This is a genomic window from Bradyrhizobium sp. MI1.7, assembly GCF_055811795.1.
On record NZ_JBVVPO010000038.1, the window covers coordinates 72,215 to 89,451 of the forward strand.

At 64.3% G+C, this 17,237-nt stretch carries 16 protein-coding genes and 2 pseudogenes; 9 read left to right on the forward strand and 9 right to left on the reverse strand.

Translation table 11 applies throughout. The features are described from left to right. Positions 1 to 33: 33 nt before the first annotated feature. From AC0L3X_RS29070 to AC0L3X_RS29080, 3 genes and pseudogenes are all read left to right on the forward strand, one after another. The gene (locus AC0L3X_RS29070) at positions 34 to 1,014 is read left to right on the forward strand and encodes a Bug family tripartite tricarboxylate transporter substrate binding protein (RefSeq protein ID WP_354132402.1); all 981 of its coding nucleotides are present in this window, start codon (positions 34 to 36) and stop codon (positions 1,012 to 1,014) included. Between the two features lie 122 nt (positions 1,015 to 1,136). Next, the gene (pip, locus tag AC0L3X_RS29075; RefSeq protein WP_354132403.1) at positions 1,137 to 2,093 is read left to right on the forward strand and encodes a prolyl aminopeptidase; all 957 of its coding nucleotides are present in this window, start codon (positions 1,137 to 1,139) and stop codon (positions 2,091 to 2,093) included. A 156-nt stretch (positions 2,094 to 2,249) separates the two neighbouring features. After that, positions 2,250 to 2,390 (forward strand): annotated as a pseudogene (locus tag AC0L3X_RS29080) (IS5/IS1182 family transposase); the annotation flags it as partial. A 17-nt stretch (positions 2,391 to 2,407) separates the two neighbouring features. On the opposite strand, the gene AC0L3X_RS29085 reads toward AC0L3X_RS29080, so the two are convergent. Further along, positions 2,408 to 2,803, reverse strand: coding sequence for a VOC family protein (locus AC0L3X_RS29085; protein WP_354132404.1), 396 nt, complete (start codon positions 2,801 to 2,803; stop codon positions 2,408 to 2,410). 413 nt (positions 2,804 to 3,216) lie between these two features. Continuing rightward, the gene (locus AC0L3X_RS29090; RefSeq protein WP_354132405.1) at positions 3,217 to 3,414 is read right to left on the reverse strand and encodes a hypothetical protein; all 198 of its coding nucleotides are present in this window, start codon (positions 3,412 to 3,414) and stop codon (positions 3,217 to 3,219) included. Between the two features lie 183 nt (positions 3,415 to 3,597). Between AC0L3X_RS29090 and AC0L3X_RS29095 the strand changes: the two genes are divergently transcribed. Together AC0L3X_RS29095 and AC0L3X_RS29100 are read left to right on the forward strand one after the other, a co-directional pair. Continuing rightward, positions 3,598 to 4,869: a DUF2157 domain-containing protein gene (locus tag AC0L3X_RS29095; protein WP_354132406.1), complete on the forward strand. Its 1,272-nt coding sequence runs from the start codon at positions 3,598 to 3,600 to the stop codon at positions 4,867 to 4,869. Continuing rightward, complete coding sequence (locus AC0L3X_RS29100; RefSeq protein ID WP_354132407.1) at positions 4,866 to 5,480, forward strand: GDYXXLXY domain-containing protein; 615 nt, start codon at positions 4,866 to 4,868, stop codon at positions 5,478 to 5,480. Before AC0L3X_RS29095 ends, AC0L3X_RS29100 begins: the two co-directional genes overlap by 4 nt. A gap of 7 nt (positions 5,481 to 5,487) precedes the next feature. Here the strand turns inward: AC0L3X_RS29100 and AC0L3X_RS29105 are convergent, their stop codons facing one another. After that, on the reverse strand, positions 5,488 to 6,846 hold the full coding sequence (locus AC0L3X_RS29105; RefSeq protein ID WP_354132417.1) for an aminotransferase-like domain-containing protein: 1,359 nt from the start codon (positions 6,844 to 6,846) through the stop codon (positions 5,488 to 5,490). 161 nt (positions 6,847 to 7,007) lie between these two features. Between AC0L3X_RS29105 and AC0L3X_RS29110 the strand changes: the two genes are divergently transcribed. Further along, positions 7,008 to 7,868 (forward strand): DMT family transporter, encoded by an 861-nt coding sequence (locus tag AC0L3X_RS29110; RefSeq protein WP_473317035.1) that lies wholly within the window; start codon positions 7,008 to 7,010, stop codon positions 7,866 to 7,868. Between the two features lie 683 nt (positions 7,869 to 8,551). Here AC0L3X_RS29110 and AC0L3X_RS29115 read toward each other — a convergent pair. After that, a complete protein-coding gene (locus tag AC0L3X_RS29115; RefSeq protein WP_354132409.1) occupies positions 8,552 to 9,766 on the reverse strand; it encodes an EAL domain-containing response regulator in 1,215 nt (404 codons plus the stop codon). Between the two features lie 821 nt (positions 9,767 to 10,587). After that, complete coding sequence (locus AC0L3X_RS29120) at positions 10,588 to 11,751, reverse strand: hypothetical protein (protein WP_063980457.1); 1,164 nt, start codon at positions 11,749 to 11,751, stop codon at positions 10,588 to 10,590. Positions 11,752 to 12,090: 339 nt separating this feature from the next. Here AC0L3X_RS29120 and AC0L3X_RS29125 point away from each other — a divergent pair, with 339 nt between their 5' ends. Continuing rightward, on the forward strand, positions 12,091 to 12,714 hold the full coding sequence (locus AC0L3X_RS29125) for a helix-turn-helix domain-containing protein (protein WP_063980458.1): 624 nt from the start codon (positions 12,091 to 12,093) through the stop codon (positions 12,712 to 12,714). A 63-nt stretch (positions 12,715 to 12,777) separates the two neighbouring features. Here AC0L3X_RS29125 and AC0L3X_RS29130 read toward each other — a convergent pair whose 3' ends face one another. From AC0L3X_RS29130 to AC0L3X_RS29145, 4 genes are all read right to left on the reverse strand, one after another. Next, positions 12,778 to 13,026 carry a hypothetical protein gene (locus tag AC0L3X_RS29130; protein ID WP_063980459.1) on the reverse strand — a complete coding sequence of 83 codons (249 nt, stop codon included), beginning with the start codon at positions 13,024 to 13,026 and terminating at the stop codon, positions 12,778 to 12,780. Positions 13,027 to 13,196: 170 nt separating this feature from the next. After that, entirely contained in the window at positions 13,197 to 13,574 is a 378-nt protein-coding gene (locus AC0L3X_RS29135) for an Hpt domain-containing protein (RefSeq protein WP_063980460.1), read from the reverse strand. A 152-nt stretch (positions 13,575 to 13,726) separates the two neighbouring features. Next, complete coding sequence (locus AC0L3X_RS29140; RefSeq protein WP_038943206.1) at positions 13,727 to 14,425, reverse strand: Crp/Fnr family transcriptional regulator; 699 nt, start codon at positions 14,423 to 14,425, stop codon at positions 13,727 to 13,729. Positions 14,426 to 14,616: 191 nt separating this feature from the next. Continuing rightward, positions 14,617 to 15,327 carry a Crp/Fnr family transcriptional regulator gene (locus tag AC0L3X_RS29145; RefSeq protein WP_063980461.1) on the reverse strand — a complete coding sequence of 237 codons (711 nt, stop codon included), beginning with the start codon at positions 15,325 to 15,327 and terminating at the stop codon, positions 14,617 to 14,619. Between the two features lie 434 nt (positions 15,328 to 15,761). Here AC0L3X_RS29145 and AC0L3X_RS29150 point away from each other — a divergent pair. Together AC0L3X_RS29150 and AC0L3X_RS29155 are read left to right on the forward strand one after the other, a co-directional pair. Further along, positions 15,762 to 16,230 (forward strand): annotated as a pseudogene (locus tag AC0L3X_RS29150) (response regulator). A gap of 408 nt (positions 16,231 to 16,638) precedes the next feature. Next, positions 16,639 to 17,237 (forward strand): Hpt domain-containing protein (locus AC0L3X_RS29155; protein ID WP_473317036.1); only part of this gene is annotated, 599 nt, incomplete at its 3' end.

Consider the following 17,237-nt stretch of genomic DNA (forward strand, 5'->3'; position numbering starts at 1 on the left):
TACAAACAAGAATACGTAATGGGGGAGGAGAAATTGTTTCACGTTGCAAGGCGCCGCATTCTGGCCGCGCTGACGGCCGCGACTTTCGCCGTGTTGCCGCTGGAAGCCGGCCGCGCAGCCTATCCGGACCAATTGATCAAGATCATCGTGACCTTTCCGCCCGGCGGCAGCGCCGACACCGTCATCCGTGCGCTCGAGCCGCTGGTCACCGCCGAGCTCAAGCAGAGCCTGGTGATCGAGAACCGCGCCGGGGCAGGGGGCAATATCGGCATGGCCGCGGTGGCCCAGGCCAGGCCCGACGGCTACACGCTCGGCGTTGCGCCGGCGGGCGCGCTGACGGTGAACCCGCACCTCAATTCGTCGATGCCGTTCGACCCAAAGGATCTCGCGCCGATCACCCTGCTGGCGGAAATTCCCTTTGTGCTGGTCGCGTCCGCGGACGTGCCCGCGCACAATGCCGCAGAGACGATCGCGCTCGCCAAGGCGAAGCCAGGCGCGCTGTCGATCGGGCACGGCGGCAATTCGACCGCGATGCATCTGACGGCCGCGCTGTTCACGCAGAAGGCGGGGATCAGCATGGAGCTCGTTCCGTATCGCGGGACGGCGCCGGCAGCGGTTGATGTCCTTGCGGGACATGTCCCCTTCGCGGTGCTGGATATTCCTGCATCGAGGCAACTAATTCTCGAAGGCAAGCTCAACGCCGTCGGCGTCTCCTCGGTGCGTCGCCTCCCATCCCTGCCCGATGTGCCGACCCTTGCCGAGAGCGGTATTGCGGGCTTTGAATCCGTGGGCTGGTTCGGGCTCGTTGCTCCCTCAGGCACGCCTGCGGACGTCATCAGCAGGCTGAACGAGGCTTTCACAAAAGCCCTGAAAGACCCGGTGGTGGCCGAGAAGATCCGGACCCTCGGCGCAGAGCCCGCCCCGACCTCGCCGGAGCAGTTCGGCCGCTTCATTCAGAGCGAGAGCACGAAATGGGGCAAGCTCATCAGCGAGGCCGGCATCAAGGCGAACTAGGCCGTGTACCTATAAACCCGGTGCGACCTGTGACTGGTGGCTTCGTCCGCTTTGCTCCTATAACCGAAACCACCATGATCGCGGCGTGCTAATCGAACCTCGTGGTGCCAAACGGAGGCCGTATGAGTCAGTTGAGGTCCATGTACCCACCCATCGAGCCCTATAGCGCTGGCACCCTCGACGTTGGAGAAGGTCACCGGGTTTATTACGAACGGGTGGGGACGCCGGGCGCGAAGCCGGCGGTCTTCCTGCACGGCGGACCGGGCGGTGGTTTGTCCCCTGAACATAGGCGTCTGTTTGATCCCAATCGATATGATGTCATGCTCTTCGATCAGCGAGGATGTGGGCAATCAACTCCGTATGCGGGGCTCGAGGCGAATACGACTTGGCATTTGGTATCGGACATCGAGCGCTTGCGTGAACTTGCAGGCGTCGACAAATGGCTCGTGTTCGGTGGCTCGTGGGGATCGACTCTCGCGTTAGCTTATGCAGAAACGCATCCCGACCGCGTCAGCGAGCTTGTTCTCCGTGGCGTCTACACCGTCACCAAGGCGGAGCTGCAATGGTACTATCAGTTCGGCGTTTCAGAGATCTTTCCGGAGAAGTGGGAAAAGTTCCAGGCACCGATACCCCTGAGCGAGCGAGGCGACATGATTGCGGCGTATCGCAGCCGGCTGACGGGCGACGATCGAGCCACCCAGCTCGAGGCCGCCAAGGCTTGGGCTATTTGGGAGGGCGAAACGATCACGCTGCTGCCTAATCCAGCATTCTCGACATCGTTTGGCGACGACCAATTTGCGCTCGCGTTTGCGCGATTGGAGAACCACTATTTCGTTCACGATTGCTGGCTGGAGGAAGGGCAACTTCTGCGCAACGCTCACCGTCTCCGCGGTATCCCGGGAGCCATTGTTCACGGCCGCTACGACATGCCCTGTCCAGCCCGATATGCGTACGCGCTGCATAGGGCGTGGCCTGATGCCGCATTCCATCTGGTCGAGGGTGCAGGTCATGCCTGGTCGGAGCCAGGTATCCTCGATCAACTGGTGCGCGCCACCGATCGCTTCGCGACAGCACTATGAAGAGGGCAACGACGAAGTCGGAATAAATCCGGGCGCAGAGGAGGAGAATCATCGTTAGCGGCGGGCTGGTCTCTGGGGTCGCATCATCGACACGCTGGGTGCTTGCTACTCCACGTAAGAAGAGCGTCTGCGACACGTCGATTGTCCGCGTGCATCCGCACTGAGCGCTTCTTCAGCAGGATCAAGTAATGCCGTCGGGTGGCGACGCGTTATGACAAGCTTGCCGCCAACTATCTCGCCTTCGTCCAACTCGCTTCAATCAGGCTATGGCTCGGCGCTAATGAGTCCACGTCCTAGGCCTTCCTCTCCGCCGCTCAAGCTAGCTTGTTCTGACGGAGCCGTGACGGCCAGCCGATCCTGACCAGGGTCTCGTCCGGGTCCGACAGCGCAAACTCGTACATTCCCCACGGCGTGTCCTCCGGCGCCTGTCCGTTGGCCAACTCGCCCGAAAACTCTCGCGCGAGTTCGTCGACGGCCTCGGTGTAGAGATAGAGGCCGAACGGGTTGCGGCCTCTGATCAGCCAGCCTTCGACGGCATCGGTGAGATGGAGATGGCCGCCCTTTCCATCGGAGAGGATGCGATAGCTGTCCTCACCGTCCTCCGGCTTGTCGCCGTCCGCGCGCGTAAAACCGAGCCGGGCGTAGAATTTCTCCGAGGCGTCGAGGTCGTTGCAGGGAAGGATGGACGTCAGTGCGTGAGTTGGCGTCATGCGAATCCCTTTGCGGTAGACTGCCGATACTTGGGGACGGAAGGTTCAAAGTCGTCACGGCCCGCCGTCCCGACCAGCTTGCGTCCTTTTGAAGACGACCTTATAACCTCGCGTAGGTGCCGAAGGGGCGCCTTCCCGCACAAGAGGCTCTCACCCTTCGAGAGGTTGTTCGTTTTCCTCCGGCGATCCGGTCCCTTCGATCGGTATTGGGGAGGGCCAACGATGACGAGCCCTTTGTTCGGCAATAGCGGGAGTGTCGGACGCCTCGCTGGGGTTGTCATGAACACCGTATTCTCGTCGGGCGCTGCGATGCTCGAATTCCCAAGCACGTGCGATGAATTGTTGCGTGAAATCAAAATTCGCGCGCGGCTACGCTTGAACGATCTGACCAATGAATCGCCGGATGTCATATTCTACGCACGCTGGATATCGAGGCGGCGACGCTGGGAGTGGCCCGCGTAATGGAAGTTCCCGCGCTCGGGAACGCGCAGACCATCGGGACTGCATTGCAGTCGACCAAAGTACAGCTCGTGATCCTGGACGGCCTGACCCATGAAGCCGAACTGAGTGCGGTCGATCTCGTCCTGCCTCGAGTTCGTCAGTTTCTGCATGGCGGGTCATCATCATGACGGCCGGTGACTTACTCGGGTCGACCGTGAATGCGAAGCCGCTGCCGCCGGGGGACGCGCGCCCGGTGCCCTCGCGACCAGAGCGGTGACAGGTTGAACCTGCTACCGTCGCGGCCCGACCAACAGCATCCCGCCAGCCCGCAGGGAGCGAGGTGTTTCACGACGATGTTCGACAAAACCTACCGGCAGCGCCTCGAGGCTGATCTTTCGCAGTGGGAAGCCGACGGCGTGATCGCGCCGGCGGCTGCCACCTCCATCCGCAGCGCGCTGCCGCCGCTCTCGCCCGGCATCAACATCGCCGTCGTCGTTGCCATCGTCGGTGGCCTCTTGATCGCAGCCGCCTTCCTCGCCTTCGTCGCGGCGCACTGGACGGAGATCCCGCGGCTGCTGCGGTTCGCGATCCTGATCGCCGGCATGGTCGTCGCCGGCGGCCTCGGGGCGTGGTTTGCCGCAACGGGCCGCACGATTCTCGCCGATCTCTGTGCGAGCATCGGCGCGATCATCTTCGGCGCGGGCATCGCGCTGGTCGGCCAGATGTATCATCTCGGCGAGGACTTCGCCGGCGGCATGCTGCTGTGGTCGATCGGAGCATTTGCCGCCGCACTGCTGACCGGATCGCGCGGCGCGCTTGCGGTCGCCCTTGTCGCGGCCTGCATCTGGACCTGCATGCGCAGCTATGATGCGCCTGATGTCCTGCATCTTCCGTTCGTGGCGGTCTGGCTGATCGCCGCCGCGCTCGCGCTTGCATGGAATTCCCGCGTGGCGGCCCATCTCGTCGCGGTCGCGCTGCTTCCGTGGTGGATCGCGACATCGCTCCGCTTCGAGCTCGACGGTGCCCAGCCGTCGTTCGTGCTCGCGAACGGCGCCGCCCTGCTGTTCGGCGCCGGGCTCGCGATCGCCGCTGTGCCGTCGCCGAGGGCGCTGCGCCTCGGGATCGTCCTGTCGATCTACGGAGCGTTTTCGCTGGCCGCCGTCGCTTGCCTGGAGGTGACAACGGTCGACGACATCATCCGCTTCCGGAACAGCACGGTGCCGGCCCAGCCGCTTTGGGCAATCCTGTGCGGGGCCGTTGGCGTGATCCTCGCGCTTGCGTCCGCAGGGATCACCAGGCGTGCAGGTGAAATCCTTGCGGCATGTTCGATCGGGCTCGTCCTGCTCGCAGCGCCGATATGGCCGGCATCCACGGCCGGCGAGCCCTGGTTCGCCTATGCCGCGCTGCTCTGCGCCATGCTGTGCCTCGTCGTCTCCGGTGTGCTCGATGATGTGCGTCCGCGGATCGTTGCCGGCTGGCTCGGGATCGCCGGCGTCATCGCGGGCATCACCTGGGCGGTGAAAGGCTCGCTGCTGCGCCGCTCGGCTTTCCTTGCCGCGGCCGGTGTGATTGCCGTCGTATTTGCCACCGCGCTCAATCGCGCGCTGCCGAGGGCTCAGCGATGATAGAATTGACCACGTCCGTTACAAAACTCTGGCAGCGCATCCCGAAAGCCGTGCTGTTCGGTGTCGCCGTCCTGCTTCAATGCGTGCTGCTGGTGCTGATGGTCGCCGATCGCATGCAGATCCTGCGCGAAGGCCGTGAGGTGACGTTGCAGACGCAGCCGGTCGATCCCCGCGATCTCCTGCGCGGCGACTATGTCGTGCTCCGCTACGACATCTCGCAACTGCCGGCGGGCACGCTCGCCGGCCAGCCGGCGGCCGAGCGCAAGCCCGTCGTGTTCGTCAAGCTCGCGCCGAATGCCAATGGTCTCTACGAGGCCGTCTCGGTGCATGCCGAGCCCGTCACGGTCACGGCTCCCGAAGTGCTGATCCGTGGCCGCGTCTCCTATTACGGCGGAACCTGCGGCTCGGGCCCGCACGTCTTCTGCGAGAAACTGGCGATCAAATACGGTCTCGAAAGCTATTTCGTGCCCGAAGGCGAGGGTAAGAAGCTCGAGCAAGCCCGCAACCAGCAGAAACTCCGGGTCGTCGCCGCCGTACTCCCCTCAGGCCGCGCCGCCATCAAGCGGCTGCTGCTCGACGGCGAGCCGGTCTATGAGGAGCCGTTATACTAGGCGCTGATCATTTGGCCTTCAGCGCCCGCCCCAGCACGTCCCACATCCGCGGATCGCTCATATGCGCCACGTTGAAGCGCAGGAAGTCCGATGCCGTCTGCGACACGCTGAAGACGTTGCCCGGCGCGAGCACCACATCCTCCTCGAGCGCGGCGCGCGCGACGGCGGTGGCATCCTGTCCGCCCGCGAGGCGGCACCAGAGGAAAAAGCCGCCGCGAGGCATCAGCCAGGGCTCGATGCCCAGCGCCTGAAGTTTTCGCGCGACGTCGCGGCGCGTGCGCGTGAGCTTCTGCCTGAGCTCGTCCATGTGCTTGCGATAGCTGCCGCCGGCCAGGACCTTGGCGATGATCTCGGTCGCCACCGGGCTCGGGCCGCCAAAACTGGTCGCGACCTGGAGGTCGACGAGGTGCTCGATCCAGTCGGCTCGCCCTGCGATGTAGCCGCAGCGCACCGAGGCCGACAGCGTCTTGGAGAAGCTGCCGATGCGGATCACGCGGTTCAATCCGTCGAGCGCGGCAAGGCGCGGCGAGCGCTCCGGTTCGAAGTCGCCGAAGATGTCGTCCTCGATGATGGTGAGGTCGTGCGTCGCGGCCGCAGTCAGAAGCCGGTGCGCGGTCTGGAGCGAGATCGTCGCGCCGGTCGGATTGTGCAGCGCTGAATTGGTGATGTAGAGCCGCGGCCGCTCAGTCGCGAGGATCTGCTCGAAGCGCGCGATATCGGGGCCCGACGGCGTAAAGGGCACGCTGACGATCTTCGCCTGATGCGCCCGCAGCAGCGCACGAAAATTGAAGTAGCAGGGATCGTCGACCAGCACGGTATCGCCGGGACGGAGCAGGAAGCGGCAGATCAGGTCGGTTGCCTGCGTGCCCGAACCGGTCAGCATCAACTGGTTGATCGAGGCCTCGATCGCGTCTTCGGCGAGGCGCGCGAGCAGTAGCCGGCGCAGGGCAGGGGAGCCGCTGGTGCTGCCGTAATTGGTCAGCACGCTCGCGTCGGTGCGGGCAAGCGCACGGGTGGCGCGGCGCAAGGCCGCCTCCGGCATCCACTCCGGCGGCAGCCAGCCGCAGCCGGGTTTTGGTACGGCATCGTCCGTGTCGAGCGATTGTCGGGAAACCCAGAACGGATCAACTTCCCGGTCGCGGCGGGGCTCGACTTCGGTCAGCGCCAGCGGCGGGGTGACGGCCGATGAGACATAGAAGCCCGAGCCGCGACGGGCGCGGATCAGGCCGTCGGCGGCCAGCCGATCATAGGCTTCGACGACGGTGGACGGCGAAACACCCATTGTCGCGGCAAGGCTGCGGATCGACGGCAGGCGGTCGCCGGCACTGAGTGCGCGGGCCGCGACCTTGGCGCGGATCGCGCCCATCACGTCGCTGGTCCGCGTCCCGCCCCGTCCCTTCGTTTGTGCCTCGCCGCCCAAGGTGTATTACCTTCCATATCCATACAGTTTTGCCGGATTGTACTGGATTGTCGCTGGTCTCGCCACCGGCGACGGCCGATGATCGTGACCCAAAAAGCGAGACGGACATGCAATCTGCAGGCAGTGGCTGGGGCAACGGGCTTCTCGGCGTCATCATCTTCAGCGGCTCCTTGCCGGCGACGCGCGTGGCGGTCGGTGGTTTCTCCGCGCTGTTCCTGACGTCCGCCCGCGCGGTCATCGCGGCACTGATCGGTGTGGCCGTGCTCGGCCTGCTCCGCCAGGCGCGGCCGCAGCGGAAGGATCTCGTCTCGCTCACCATCGTCTCCATCGGCGTCGTGGTCGGCTTCCCCCTGCTCACGGCGCTCGCGCTCCAGCACATCACCTCCGCGCATTCGATCGTCTTCATCGGGCTCTTGCCGCTGTCGACGGCGATCTTCGCGGTGCTGCGCGGCGGCGAGCGGCCGCAGCCGCTGTTCTGGCTGTTCGCTGTCCTGGGCAGCGCCACGGTCGCGGGCTTTGCCCTGTCGAACGACGGCTCGGCCTCGCTCACCGGCGATCTCCTGATGGTCGCGGCCATCGTGCTGTGCGGGCTCGGCTATGCCGAAGGCGCCGCGCTGTCGCGCCGCCTCGGCGGCTGGCAGGTGATCTCCTGGGCGCTGCTGCTCGCGCTGCCGCTGATGGTGCCGGTCGCGATCGTGACATGGCCGTCGACGTGGAGCGGCGTCGGTGTGCCCGCCTGGATCGGGCTCGCCTACGTCTCCGTTTTCAGCATGTTCGTCGGCTTCATCTTCTGGTACCGGGGCCTTGCGGTCGGCGGCATTGCCTGGGTCGGTCAGTTGCAGCAGCTCCAGCCGTTCTTCGGTCTCGCGCTCGCCGGCTTCCTGCTGCACGAGCCGGTCGCATGGAGCATGATCGCCGCGACCGCACTCGTGGTCGTCTGCGTCTTCTTCGCGCGGCGATATGCCTGAGGCGGTGCATCGCAGTTCCCGACCAGGGTCTGAAGTTGATGACCTTGATCGAACGCGCTTCCATCTGGTCATTGGCTCGCGACCACACCTCGGCGCGGTCGTTATGCGACTGCCAACGTTGATCTAGATCAACGTCTGTTCTTGCACGCAGTGCCGCACTGGATGGGAGAGTTATCTCCCCGGTGCATCGCGTGCCCTGTTTCGCGATCACAGTGACAGCATCCGCCTGGCTGGTCTGCTCGTTTCGCTGATGGGACGGTGATCGGCATCCTCACGCGACTGACAGAAATCCGCAGAAAGCAAGGGAAGGAGCACGTCATGCGACACGGAACCAAATTTTGGCTAGCCGGCGCCGTTATTGCCTGCGCAGCCATGGGCTCGGTGCAGTGGTCGGAGGAGGATGGTCTTTCATTCTCGGTTCAGAGCGCACAGGCCCGCGTAGGGCGACCAGCGACCCCAGTGAGTGTCGCCGGCGTCGCGCGGCGAACGACGCGCCGCGCCGTAGTCGGTGGAGCGGCCGTAGGCGCCGCTGTCGCGGCACCGACGTGCGCCCGCGTGCTGGTCAATGGCGCCTGGGTCTGCCGCTAGGAGATCTCTGTCCTTCATGGGGGTGATCGCAGCGATCGCACTCGTGGTCGTGTGCGTCTTCGTCTTCGCGCGGCGGTTGGCGTGAGGCCTGTGCCTCACGCCTGCCCCATCACCGTCCGCGTCAGCGCGCTCCTTGCAAACTTCTTCAGCGGCATCGGCTTGCCGAACAGAAAACCCTGCACGAGGTCGAAGCCGAGCTCGTTGGCGGCGACGAGGTCGGCGCGGCTCTCGACGCCTTCGGCCACGGTGCGCGCGCCGTAGGCGTGGGCGAGCTCGACGATGTGACGGCACACCGTGCGCTTCAGCCGATCGCTGCCGCTGCCGGTGACGAAGTGCCGGTCGGCCTTCAGCTTGATGAAGGGAATCTTGTCCAGATCCATCAGTGACGGCCAGTTGGCGCCGAGATTGTCGATCGACAGGCCGATATTGTGCAGGCGCACCTCGCGGGCGACCTCGACGAGGAATTCGAGATCGCGGATCGCCTCCTCGCTGTCGATCTCGATCGTCAGCCCGCCGAAGGCCGGATGCGTCGGCATGCGGCGGCAGAGATCGCGCACCGCCAGCGGCTCCTTCAGATACGACGACGGCAGGTTGATCGAGAGATCGACCGGGCTCTGCTGCTCCAGGAGATAGTGCCAGTCCTGCAAGGCGCGCTCGATCACGAACTCCGAGAGCTCGCGCAAATGCGGATCGTGCTCTTCGGGGATGAAGTAGGCGGGCGGCACCACGCCCCAGGTCGGATGCCGCATCCGCACCAGCGCCTCGGCGCCGCTGCGGACCAAGGTGCGCGCGTCGATCTTGGGCTGGTACCAGAGCTCGAGCCAGCCGGCATGAAGCGCCTCGCCGACATACACGGCCGGGCTCGGCGCCGGCTCGTCCGGCAGCAGCATCGCGACGCGCTCGCGCAGCGTCTCCGCGGCAAACGGTGTGGTCAGTGGCGGCAGCATCGCGAGGCCGTATTCCTCGCCGACCTGCTGCACGGCCCTGACGATGATGGACTCGCGGGCGCCGACGGCGAGAACCTTGCCGTCGAAGGCCTCGCGCACCAGCGTCTCCAGAAACGTGCCGGGCTCGATGCCGTCGGCGGCGATGCCGAGCAGGATCAGGTCCGGCAACTCGCGGGTCAGCACGGTCTGCAGCTCGTCCGCGCTGGCGCATTCGCTGGTGACGAAACCAAGATCCTCCAGCACCTCGGCGAGGAATGCGCGCAGATGGCGCTTGCCGTCGGCGACGCATGCGCGCGGCGTTACCTTTCGCCGTCCGAAGGTTTTGGGCCTCCGTCCGGCGAGCTCAACAAGTTCATCGTTCATCGCAAACCACTCCCGTTCCGCGACAGGTGTTAGCGATGGGAGCAGTTTCAAATATGGAGAGCTTCAGTCGATTGTTGAATTATCTGGGTAACGTTAAAGCCCGCATCACGTCTAAAATTGTCTGGATCTTCTTCCAGAAGTTTTTACGTCTGCCCGCGCGTCGCGCGCGAGCGTGCGGCAATCCCGCGCAATTTTTGCAAGACGCGGCTTGGCTGCGGACACGCGCGCTGTCCTGTAATCGGACGAGGTCGCGCGCACTTCGCCCAATTGAATAATGGACGCCTCAATTGCTTGTGGCCGTGGCGTGCCGGGTCATGCAGTACCAGCTCGCGACCGCGACTCAGGACGGGAAACGCCTTGTAGAATCCGTGCTTGTCGAGCTGCGCATTCAGCTCGTTCAACGCGCTACGAACCGCTCGCGTTTCGCGCGGCGCTGGCGCGCGCGTGCAATGCCGCCATCGTCGATGTCCGCCGGTTCGATCTCATCGCAACCTCCTTCCCGTCGCTCTTGCGGTGCATCGCAGGATCGACACGATGGCAGCGATGGGAGAGTTCATTTTCACGCGATGCGCGCATGTTCCATGGTTTACGCGTGACAGTTCTGCGACAACGTGGCCGGCTGCGGCGGCGCAAATGTGAAGCACATCACATGTGTCTTGCTGCACCTGCGCTATTGCTGTGCGCAGCCGGTGGTGGGCTGTCGAGGATTACAGCAATGACGACGCGGCGATTGATGTATTGGTGGTTCAGATTCGTTCTGTCAGGACGATTTACCGATCGCTTCCTGTGCCTGCCGCGGGCGGAGTAGCCGCGCCGCAGTATCAGGTCTGCCCAATCAATTTGCGAAACGCCGCCGCGCCGTCCTGCACGGCGTCGCGTCCCTTCCAGGCCAGATAGGACAGCTTGCCACCGAGCGTGTCGTGGCTGCGCAGCCGGCGCGAGCCGAGAATGTGGCCGACATTGGAGGGGAAGCGGCTCACCTCGGCGGACACCAGCGCCGCGATCGCATCCATCAATTGCTGGAGCCGGATACCCCATTCGCAACCCTCGATGCCGTCGATGCGGACCTTGAGCGCATATTCGGTGTCGTAGATGTCGGCGAGCAGGTCGCGGGCGACCAGCACGCGGTTGTGCTTGAGCGCGACCCGCAGGGCGAGCCGCTTGTCGTCGAGCCGGTCGAGCACCATGGGAACGACGCAGGCATAGGGCGTGGCGGCGACGTCGGCCACGCTCTTGCTCGCGGCGATCCTGGTGGCAAGGCGCACCAGCTCCCAGGACGTCTTCAGCCGCCTCGCCACCAGCGCCAGCGCAAAGGGCAGCGCGTCCGGGTGGGACTTCTTGAAGACATCGAGTTGCGCAGTGATCTGGGCAACCTGGCCGTCGTCGAATTTCGCGATCTTCTCAGGCAGCTTTTCGTTGAACTTCGGCAGCGCGTCGCCGGCGCGCAGCACCTGCTGCATTTTCCTCACGTCGTCGAAGGCGGTGCGCGAGGCCGTGTATTGCGTGAGCTTGGCGCGTGCGAACTCGGTGCTTTCCGCCGATGCGAGGGTGTTCTCGAGGACCTTGAGGACCTTGGTCTGGAAGATCGACGCGGTTTTCAGCACTTCCTTCGGGTTGTTGGCGGTGACCTGGTCGTTGATCGCCTTGATGTAGTCGCGCGCCATGGTCGGCAGCAGGTCGCGGCAGATCCACTCCCAGATCGGCGTGAGCGTGTTACGTGAAATCCGCCCCGCATTGGCATGCTCGGGTGCGCCGTCGATCAGGAGCAGTTCGAGCGGCGCGAAGAAATAGCGCGAGGGACTGGTGGCGCGTGCCTGGGTCGATCCGTCCTTGCGGAACTCGGCGCGCAACTTCGCCTGGATGTCGGACGAGCCCGGCATGTCGATGCCGCACAGTTCGAGCCGCTCGAGCTCGCTGAGCAGACAGCTGCGCGAGAGCGGCGTCAGTCTCTGCAAGAACTCGGACAGCCGATCGATCTCGTTCATGGCACGCAATCTTCCGCAGCGTTTCCCGCAGGCCTACCGGCCTCATGCGTGGAGGCATTTGCGCGCTCTCAATCGTGACCAAGAGAAGCAAGTCATTGTTAATTTATCCGTAAAAACCGGGAGGCGCGGGCGCCCGCTGGGGAGCGTTGGTTAAGGAGGCATTTCGTCGCCTGCTCAAGTTTTGGGCGAAACCTCAACCTACGCGTGGTCGATTGCGTGGGTACTCAAGCATAAATTGTGCCTGCGCCGGTATTTCAGCACAAAACTGCCAAAATTACCGTAGTCTTACGGAGCAAAAAGTTAACCACAGACCGGCCTCGGTTCCGCTAAACGAGTCACATGGGGTCACAGAACGATACGGCCACCGATTCGCGGCCGTCGGAATGGTTCGAAAGCAGCTCTGCTCCGACCGAAGAGCTCGATTTCGCCCGCCTGAACGCGGTCCGCGCCAAGGCCGCCGACGAGATGGCCAGCGCCATCGCCCGCGAGCTCAACGGCCCCCTGACCGCGCTCCTGCTCTACATGGGCGAGATCAAGCACCACAGCGACCAGCTCGCGCCGGTTACGGCCGATCGGGCCTATTTGCAGCGCGTGGTGGAGAATGCGCTGGCGCAGACCGAACGTGTTTGCGGCGTGGTCAAGCAGCTTGCCGGCCCTCATAGGGATGCCCTGCCGATCCAGTCCAGGACCGAGGGCGCCGAATTGAACGCCGCCCGCGCACAGCAAGCGCAGCGTGTGCCGAGCACCGAGTTGCTGGGCCTGTCGGGCCAGAAGCGGCTGACCAAGCGCGAACGCGAGGTGCTGAGGCTGATCAGCGAGGGCTACTCGAACAAGCAGGGCGCGCTGCGGATGCAGATCAGCCCGCGCACGTTCGAGAGCCATCGCGCCGAGGCGATGCGCAAGCTCGGCGCGCGCAACACCGCGGACCTCGTCCGTGCGGCGCTGCTGCATTCGATCGATTAAGGTTCTGTCCTGCGCCGCCAGGCGGGCGATCAAGCCTGAGAATGGCCTGGGGACCCGATGGGTTCAGAGATAATCCTCGGCGAAAGGGCGTACCCGCGACGGCGGCCGCAGCGACTTGGGCTCTTCCTTCGGCGCGCTCGGAATGATCGTGATGGTCCAGCGCGGCGGCATGCTCGATTCCTGCTCCAGCACCGAGCGAACGAAACCAGTCACCGTCGCCTCGCCAGCCTTCACCGTCGCCGTCCTGCCGTTGAACTGTGCGATGCGGAAGCGACGGACCTCTTTCTGATCCGCAGTCTCATAGGTGAACATGGAAACCCTCCTGGTTTCCGGCGACTATCGCCACCTATGATTAGCCATCTGTGAAAATCCCAAACCGTAGAAGTACGGCGGGCCTGGCGCGGTTTTCGTCAGAGCGTTTTCGAGCGAAGTGGATACGGTTTGCGCAAGCCCCGCTCCGATTCATCGAAACGAAAATGGCTCTAGCCCTGCGGCTCCTGCGCGCGCGCGGCGGCGTAGGCGGCATCCATCAGGTCGAGGAGACCGTGGAATTCGGCCTCGCCAAGCGTCTCCGCGGTCTGCTCCAGCCGCAGCGCCAGCGCCGCAAGCCTGACATAGCCGAACGTTCCGGCCGCGCTCTTCAGCGAATGCGCTTCGCGGGTGATCCTGGCGAGGTGCCGCGCGAGCGAGAGCGTGCGGAACAGCTGCAGACGCGCGCAGGTCTCGCTCCAGAACACGTCACGGACTTCACAGGCCCCGTCCTCGCCGATCTCCCGCACCAGCGCTTCGTACGCACCCGGCTCGCGCGCGGGCGCAGCATCGAGCGCTTTTGGCATCGGCGCGGCGGTCACTTCAAACATGGCTTTGGCCCGTCCTGGTCACGGTTCGTCTGCCGCGCGGCCTGTACGGCGCGAGGCATGCCCCGTGTCTAGGGCATCCGAATTTCAGTTCCGGTAGCAGGACGATCCGTGTTTGCAGGCCGGCGTTAGCCGCCGGTTTACCAAGGCGCCGGTCAGCGCGGGCCGAGCAGCCGGTCGTACTGGGCCTTCACGGTGGCGTAGCATTCGCACGCCGTCTGGCGCAGGCCGTCCAGGTTGAGGATCTGGATGTGCCCGCGGCTGTAGTGGATGAAATTGGCGTGCTGCAACGTATTGGCGACCAGCGACACGCTGTTGCGGCGCGCCCCGATCATCTGCGCCATCGCCTCCTGGGTCAGCAGCAGCCGGTAATCGCCCGACAGGTCATGGGTGTGCAGCAGGCAACGCGACAGCCGCGACTCCACCGGATGGGCGGCGTTGCAGCCCGCGGTCTGCTGGACCTGTGCGTAGACGGCCAGCCCGTGACGGGTGAGCAGCGTCCGCAAGGTGCTGCTCTGGTCGGCCGCGTCGCGCAGCCGGTCGAGGTCCATCACGGAGGCGGCACCGGGGACCAGCACGATTGCCGTGTTCAGCGCGCAGGCATCGCCCATGGTCGAGAGCGTTCCGAGCAGGCTGTCGCGGCCGACCATGGCGACCTGCACATGCTCGCCCTTGGCGAGTTTCACCACCAGCGAGATGACGCCGCGGTGGGGAAAGTAGGCGCGCTTGAGCGTCTCGCCGGTCTCCACCAGGATCGCTTCGTGCGGCAGATCGATCATGCGCAAATGCGGGCGGATCAATTCGTAATCCTCCGCCGACAGTGCGGACAGGAAACCGTTGGATGGGCGCGCCATCGTTTCCAAGACTGCCTCCGTCTCGTCAGCCCCCGAACTCGAAGCGAATGGGCTGCTCGCTGTACGGATAAGTTTGATCATGTTCTCGTCGGGATATATTGGCAATTGGGACAAGATGTCCGGTTGCGATGGCGCCCCCGCTGCACTGTGTGCACACCGGCATGCAGCAGGCCGGTTGCGCCGGGCTATCTTCATCGCGGGGCTCCCAGCAGGCGGGCGTGGCAGCCCTTCACCGCCGCATAGCAGTCGCAGGACCTCGTCTCCAATGCGCGCTCGTCGACGATCTCGATCTGGCCGCGGGTGTAGTGAATGATGCCGGCGCGCTGGAGCGCATTTGCGACGAGGGAAATCGCGTTGCGCCGTACGCCCATCATCTGCGCCAGCGTCTCCTGTGTCAGCGGAAGGAACTTGCTGTCGGACAGGTCGCGGGCACGCAGGAGCCAGCGCGCCAGCCGCGCTTCGACCGGGTGCACCGTATTGCACAGCACCGATTGCTGCGCATGCGCGAGCAGCGCCTGCTCGTGGCGGATCATCAGGCCGCGAAACTGCGCGCTTGCGGCCGCCACCGCCCGGAAGGCCGCGATTTCGAGCACGGACGCAGTCCCGGGGAAGAGCACAGCGGCATCCGTCGGAGCGATGCCGTCGGCAAGCGCGGCGCCGGCGCCGACGGCGCTGTCGCGGCCCAGCATCGCGACCTCGATCATCTGTCCCTCGGAGAGACCCACCGTGATCGAAACGGACCCGCCGTGCGGGAAGTAGACATGTCGCAGCGCGGCGCCTGCCTCGGCCAAGACAGATTCCCTGACCATTTCGACTGTCGCGAGATGGGGGCGCAGCAGATCGAAATCCGCCACGCCGAGCATTTGCAGCAACTGGTTGGACGGGTGGCCGCTCGCGGTCATGCAGGTCAATCCGGCGCGTTCATTAGGACGATCGGCCGCCGCGCCCTGTGCGTCATTCAGTTGCACGGCGACCAAAACATATTGTAAAGGTTGTGTGGCCGTCCATATACCCGTTGGGGGGCAGACAGGCTGCGGCATTTGCGGCGGAAATTGAGAAACGCACGCTGATTCGCGCGTTAATTAGGGGCGTCCGTCTTGCGCCGGGCGGCAGGAAAAAGCGGCAAGGGGGCCATCATGAGCCGCTAGGATCGCATCTGCGCCGTCATCGGACCCGACCGACACCTGCGGCTTCCCCTCAAGCGCGCATTTTCTATCCATCCGGGACTGGTCCGCGCGGCTTCGCAACGCCGCGACTGTCGCACCCCTTGCCCCTGATTTCCCGACAGGACCGTTGACGCTTGCATCAATGTTTCGACCAGCCAGAGGAGAACGGCGTGCCCCACGGTTTGACGTTTGAATCGCCGAAACGGGAAACTCAAACGGGGACGGCAGACCTGCACCATACTCTCGTCGACGACGACCCGATGGTGTGCATGGCCATCGAGATCTATCTGCAGCGGAATCATTTCCGGGTGACGATTGCCGACGGAGGAGAAGCCGCCTCCGCGCTCTCGAGAACGAACAGGTCGATCTGATGATGATCGACATCTTCATGCCGCACACGCGAGGTTCGAGTCGATCCGGATCTTCCACGAGCACGCGCCGGCCATTCCGCTGATTGCGATGTCCGGCTACGCCTTCGCAAATTTGAACGCGCCCGCACCCGACTTCCTCCGGATGGCGCCGGAGCTCGGCGCTGCGCGTTGCCTTCGCAAGCCGTTTAGACCGGATGCGCTATTCGCGGCCATCGAGGATTGTCTCGCGGAGCATCGTGCTGTCTCCGCAATTGGGTTAGCGCGGTAGCAATCGCGGCGGCCGCGAAATAAGCGTCCGTTTACCGCAAGCGCAGCTGTTGCGGATTGAGCAGGCGAGCAGCGGGCGGCGGTGTGAGCGATTCTGATTGCGCGTGATTTGATTCAATTCGCGCGGCCCGTGCATATCGTCCTTCGCGAGCAGGATTTTTCGCATACGTCGCAGTGTTGTTATCGGAGCGTTTACCTATCGCGTCTGTCGCGTGAGATGCGGCGCCGCTTTTGTCGCAAGACGCTATCGCAGGCCTCGAAGCGCAAACTTGTCTTCAATATCCGTATTAGCACGGAGGCTGAAATTAACGGGACCGTGAAAGGGGTTGTCTAACGATCCAGGCGCGGACCTCCGCCGAACTCCAGGTGCGGCCCAGGCGTCGAAGTCCGGCTCAGTAAGGCGTAGCTCATGGATGATCTGTTGCGGGAGTTTTTGACGGAGACCAGCGAGAGCCTGGACACCGTCGACAATCAGTTGGTGAAGTTCGAGCAGGAGCCGAATAACGCCAAGATCCTGGATAACATCTTCCGCCTGGTCCACACCATCAAGGGCACGTGCGGCTTCCTCGGACTGCCGCGGCTTGAAGCGCTGGCGCATGCCGGCGAGACCCTGATGAGCAAATTCCGCGACGGCATGCCGGTGACGGCCGGCGCGGTGACGGTGATCCTGTCCTCGATCGACCGCATCAAGGAGATCCTCGCCGGCCTCGAGGCGACCGAAGCCGAGCCCGAAGGCAACGACCGCGATCTCATCGACAAGCTGGAAGCGATGGTCGAGCAGGGCATGGCCGCGATGGCCGCAGGTGCTGTTGCTGATGCACCGCCGCTCGTCCCGGAAGCTCCCACTCCCGTCGAAGCAAAGGTTGCACCGTCGAAAGAAAAAGAAATGACCGAGGGCACGCTGATCGACCAGACCCTGGAGCGCCCCTTACGTCCGGGCGAAGTCTCGCTCGACGAGCTCGAGCGCGCCTTCCGCGAGACCGCGATCGAAGCGCCGGCTCCTGTCGC

What these genes read in the sequence shown, in the direction of transcription:
- AC0L3X_RS29130 (WP_063980459.1), bottom strand. Translation starts at nt 13,026, where the DNA reads ATGTTCACCTATGAGACTGCGGATCAGAAAGAGGTCCGTCGCTTCCGC.
- AC0L3X_RS29115 (WP_354132409.1), bottom strand. Translation starts at nt 9,766, where the DNA reads ATGAACGATGAACTTGTTGAGCTCGCCGGACGGAGGCCCAAAACCTTC.
- AC0L3X_RS29090 (WP_354132405.1), bottom strand. Translation starts at nt 3,414, where the DNA reads ATGCAGAAACTGACGAACTCGAGGCAGGACGAGATCGACCGCACTCAG.
- AC0L3X_RS29145 (WP_063980461.1), bottom strand. Translation starts at nt 15,327, where the DNA reads ATGACCGCGAGCGGCCACCCGTCCAACCAGTTGCTGCAAATGCTCGGC.
- AC0L3X_RS29085 (WP_354132404.1), bottom strand. Translation starts at nt 2,803, where the DNA reads ATGACGCCAACTCACGCACTGACGTCCATCCTTCCCTGCAACGACCTC.
- AC0L3X_RS29140 (WP_038943206.1), bottom strand. Translation starts at nt 14,425, where the DNA reads ATGGCGCGCCCATCCAACGGTTTCCTGTCCGCACTGTCGGCGGAGGAT.
- AC0L3X_RS29135 (WP_063980460.1), bottom strand. Translation starts at nt 13,574, where the DNA reads ATGTTTGAAGTGACCGCCGCGCCGATGCCAAAAGCGCTCGATGCTGCG.
- AC0L3X_RS29110 (WP_473317035.1), top strand. Translation starts at nt 7,008, where the DNA reads ATGCAATCTGCAGGCAGTGGCTGGGGCAACGGGCTTCTCGGCGTCATC.
- AC0L3X_RS29125 (WP_063980458.1), top strand. Translation starts at nt 12,091, where the DNA reads ATGGGGTCACAGAACGATACGGCCACCGATTCGCGGCCGTCGGAATGG.
- AC0L3X_RS29105 (WP_354132417.1), bottom strand. Translation starts at nt 6,846, where the DNA reads ATGGGCGCGATCCGCGCCAAGGTCGCGGCCCGCGCACTCAGTGCCGGC.
- AC0L3X_RS29100 (WP_354132407.1), top strand. Translation starts at nt 4,866, where the DNA reads ATGATAGAATTGACCACGTCCGTTACAAAACTCTGGCAGCGCATCCCG.
- AC0L3X_RS29095 (WP_354132406.1), top strand. Translation starts at nt 3,598, where the DNA reads ATGTTCGACAAAACCTACCGGCAGCGCCTCGAGGCTGATCTTTCGCAG.
- AC0L3X_RS29120 (WP_063980457.1), bottom strand. Translation starts at nt 11,751, where the DNA reads ATGAACGAGATCGATCGGCTGTCCGAGTTCTTGCAGAGACTGACGCCG.
- pip (WP_354132403.1), top strand. Translation starts at nt 1,137, where the DNA reads ATGAGTCAGTTGAGGTCCATGTACCCACCCATCGAGCCCTATAGCGCT.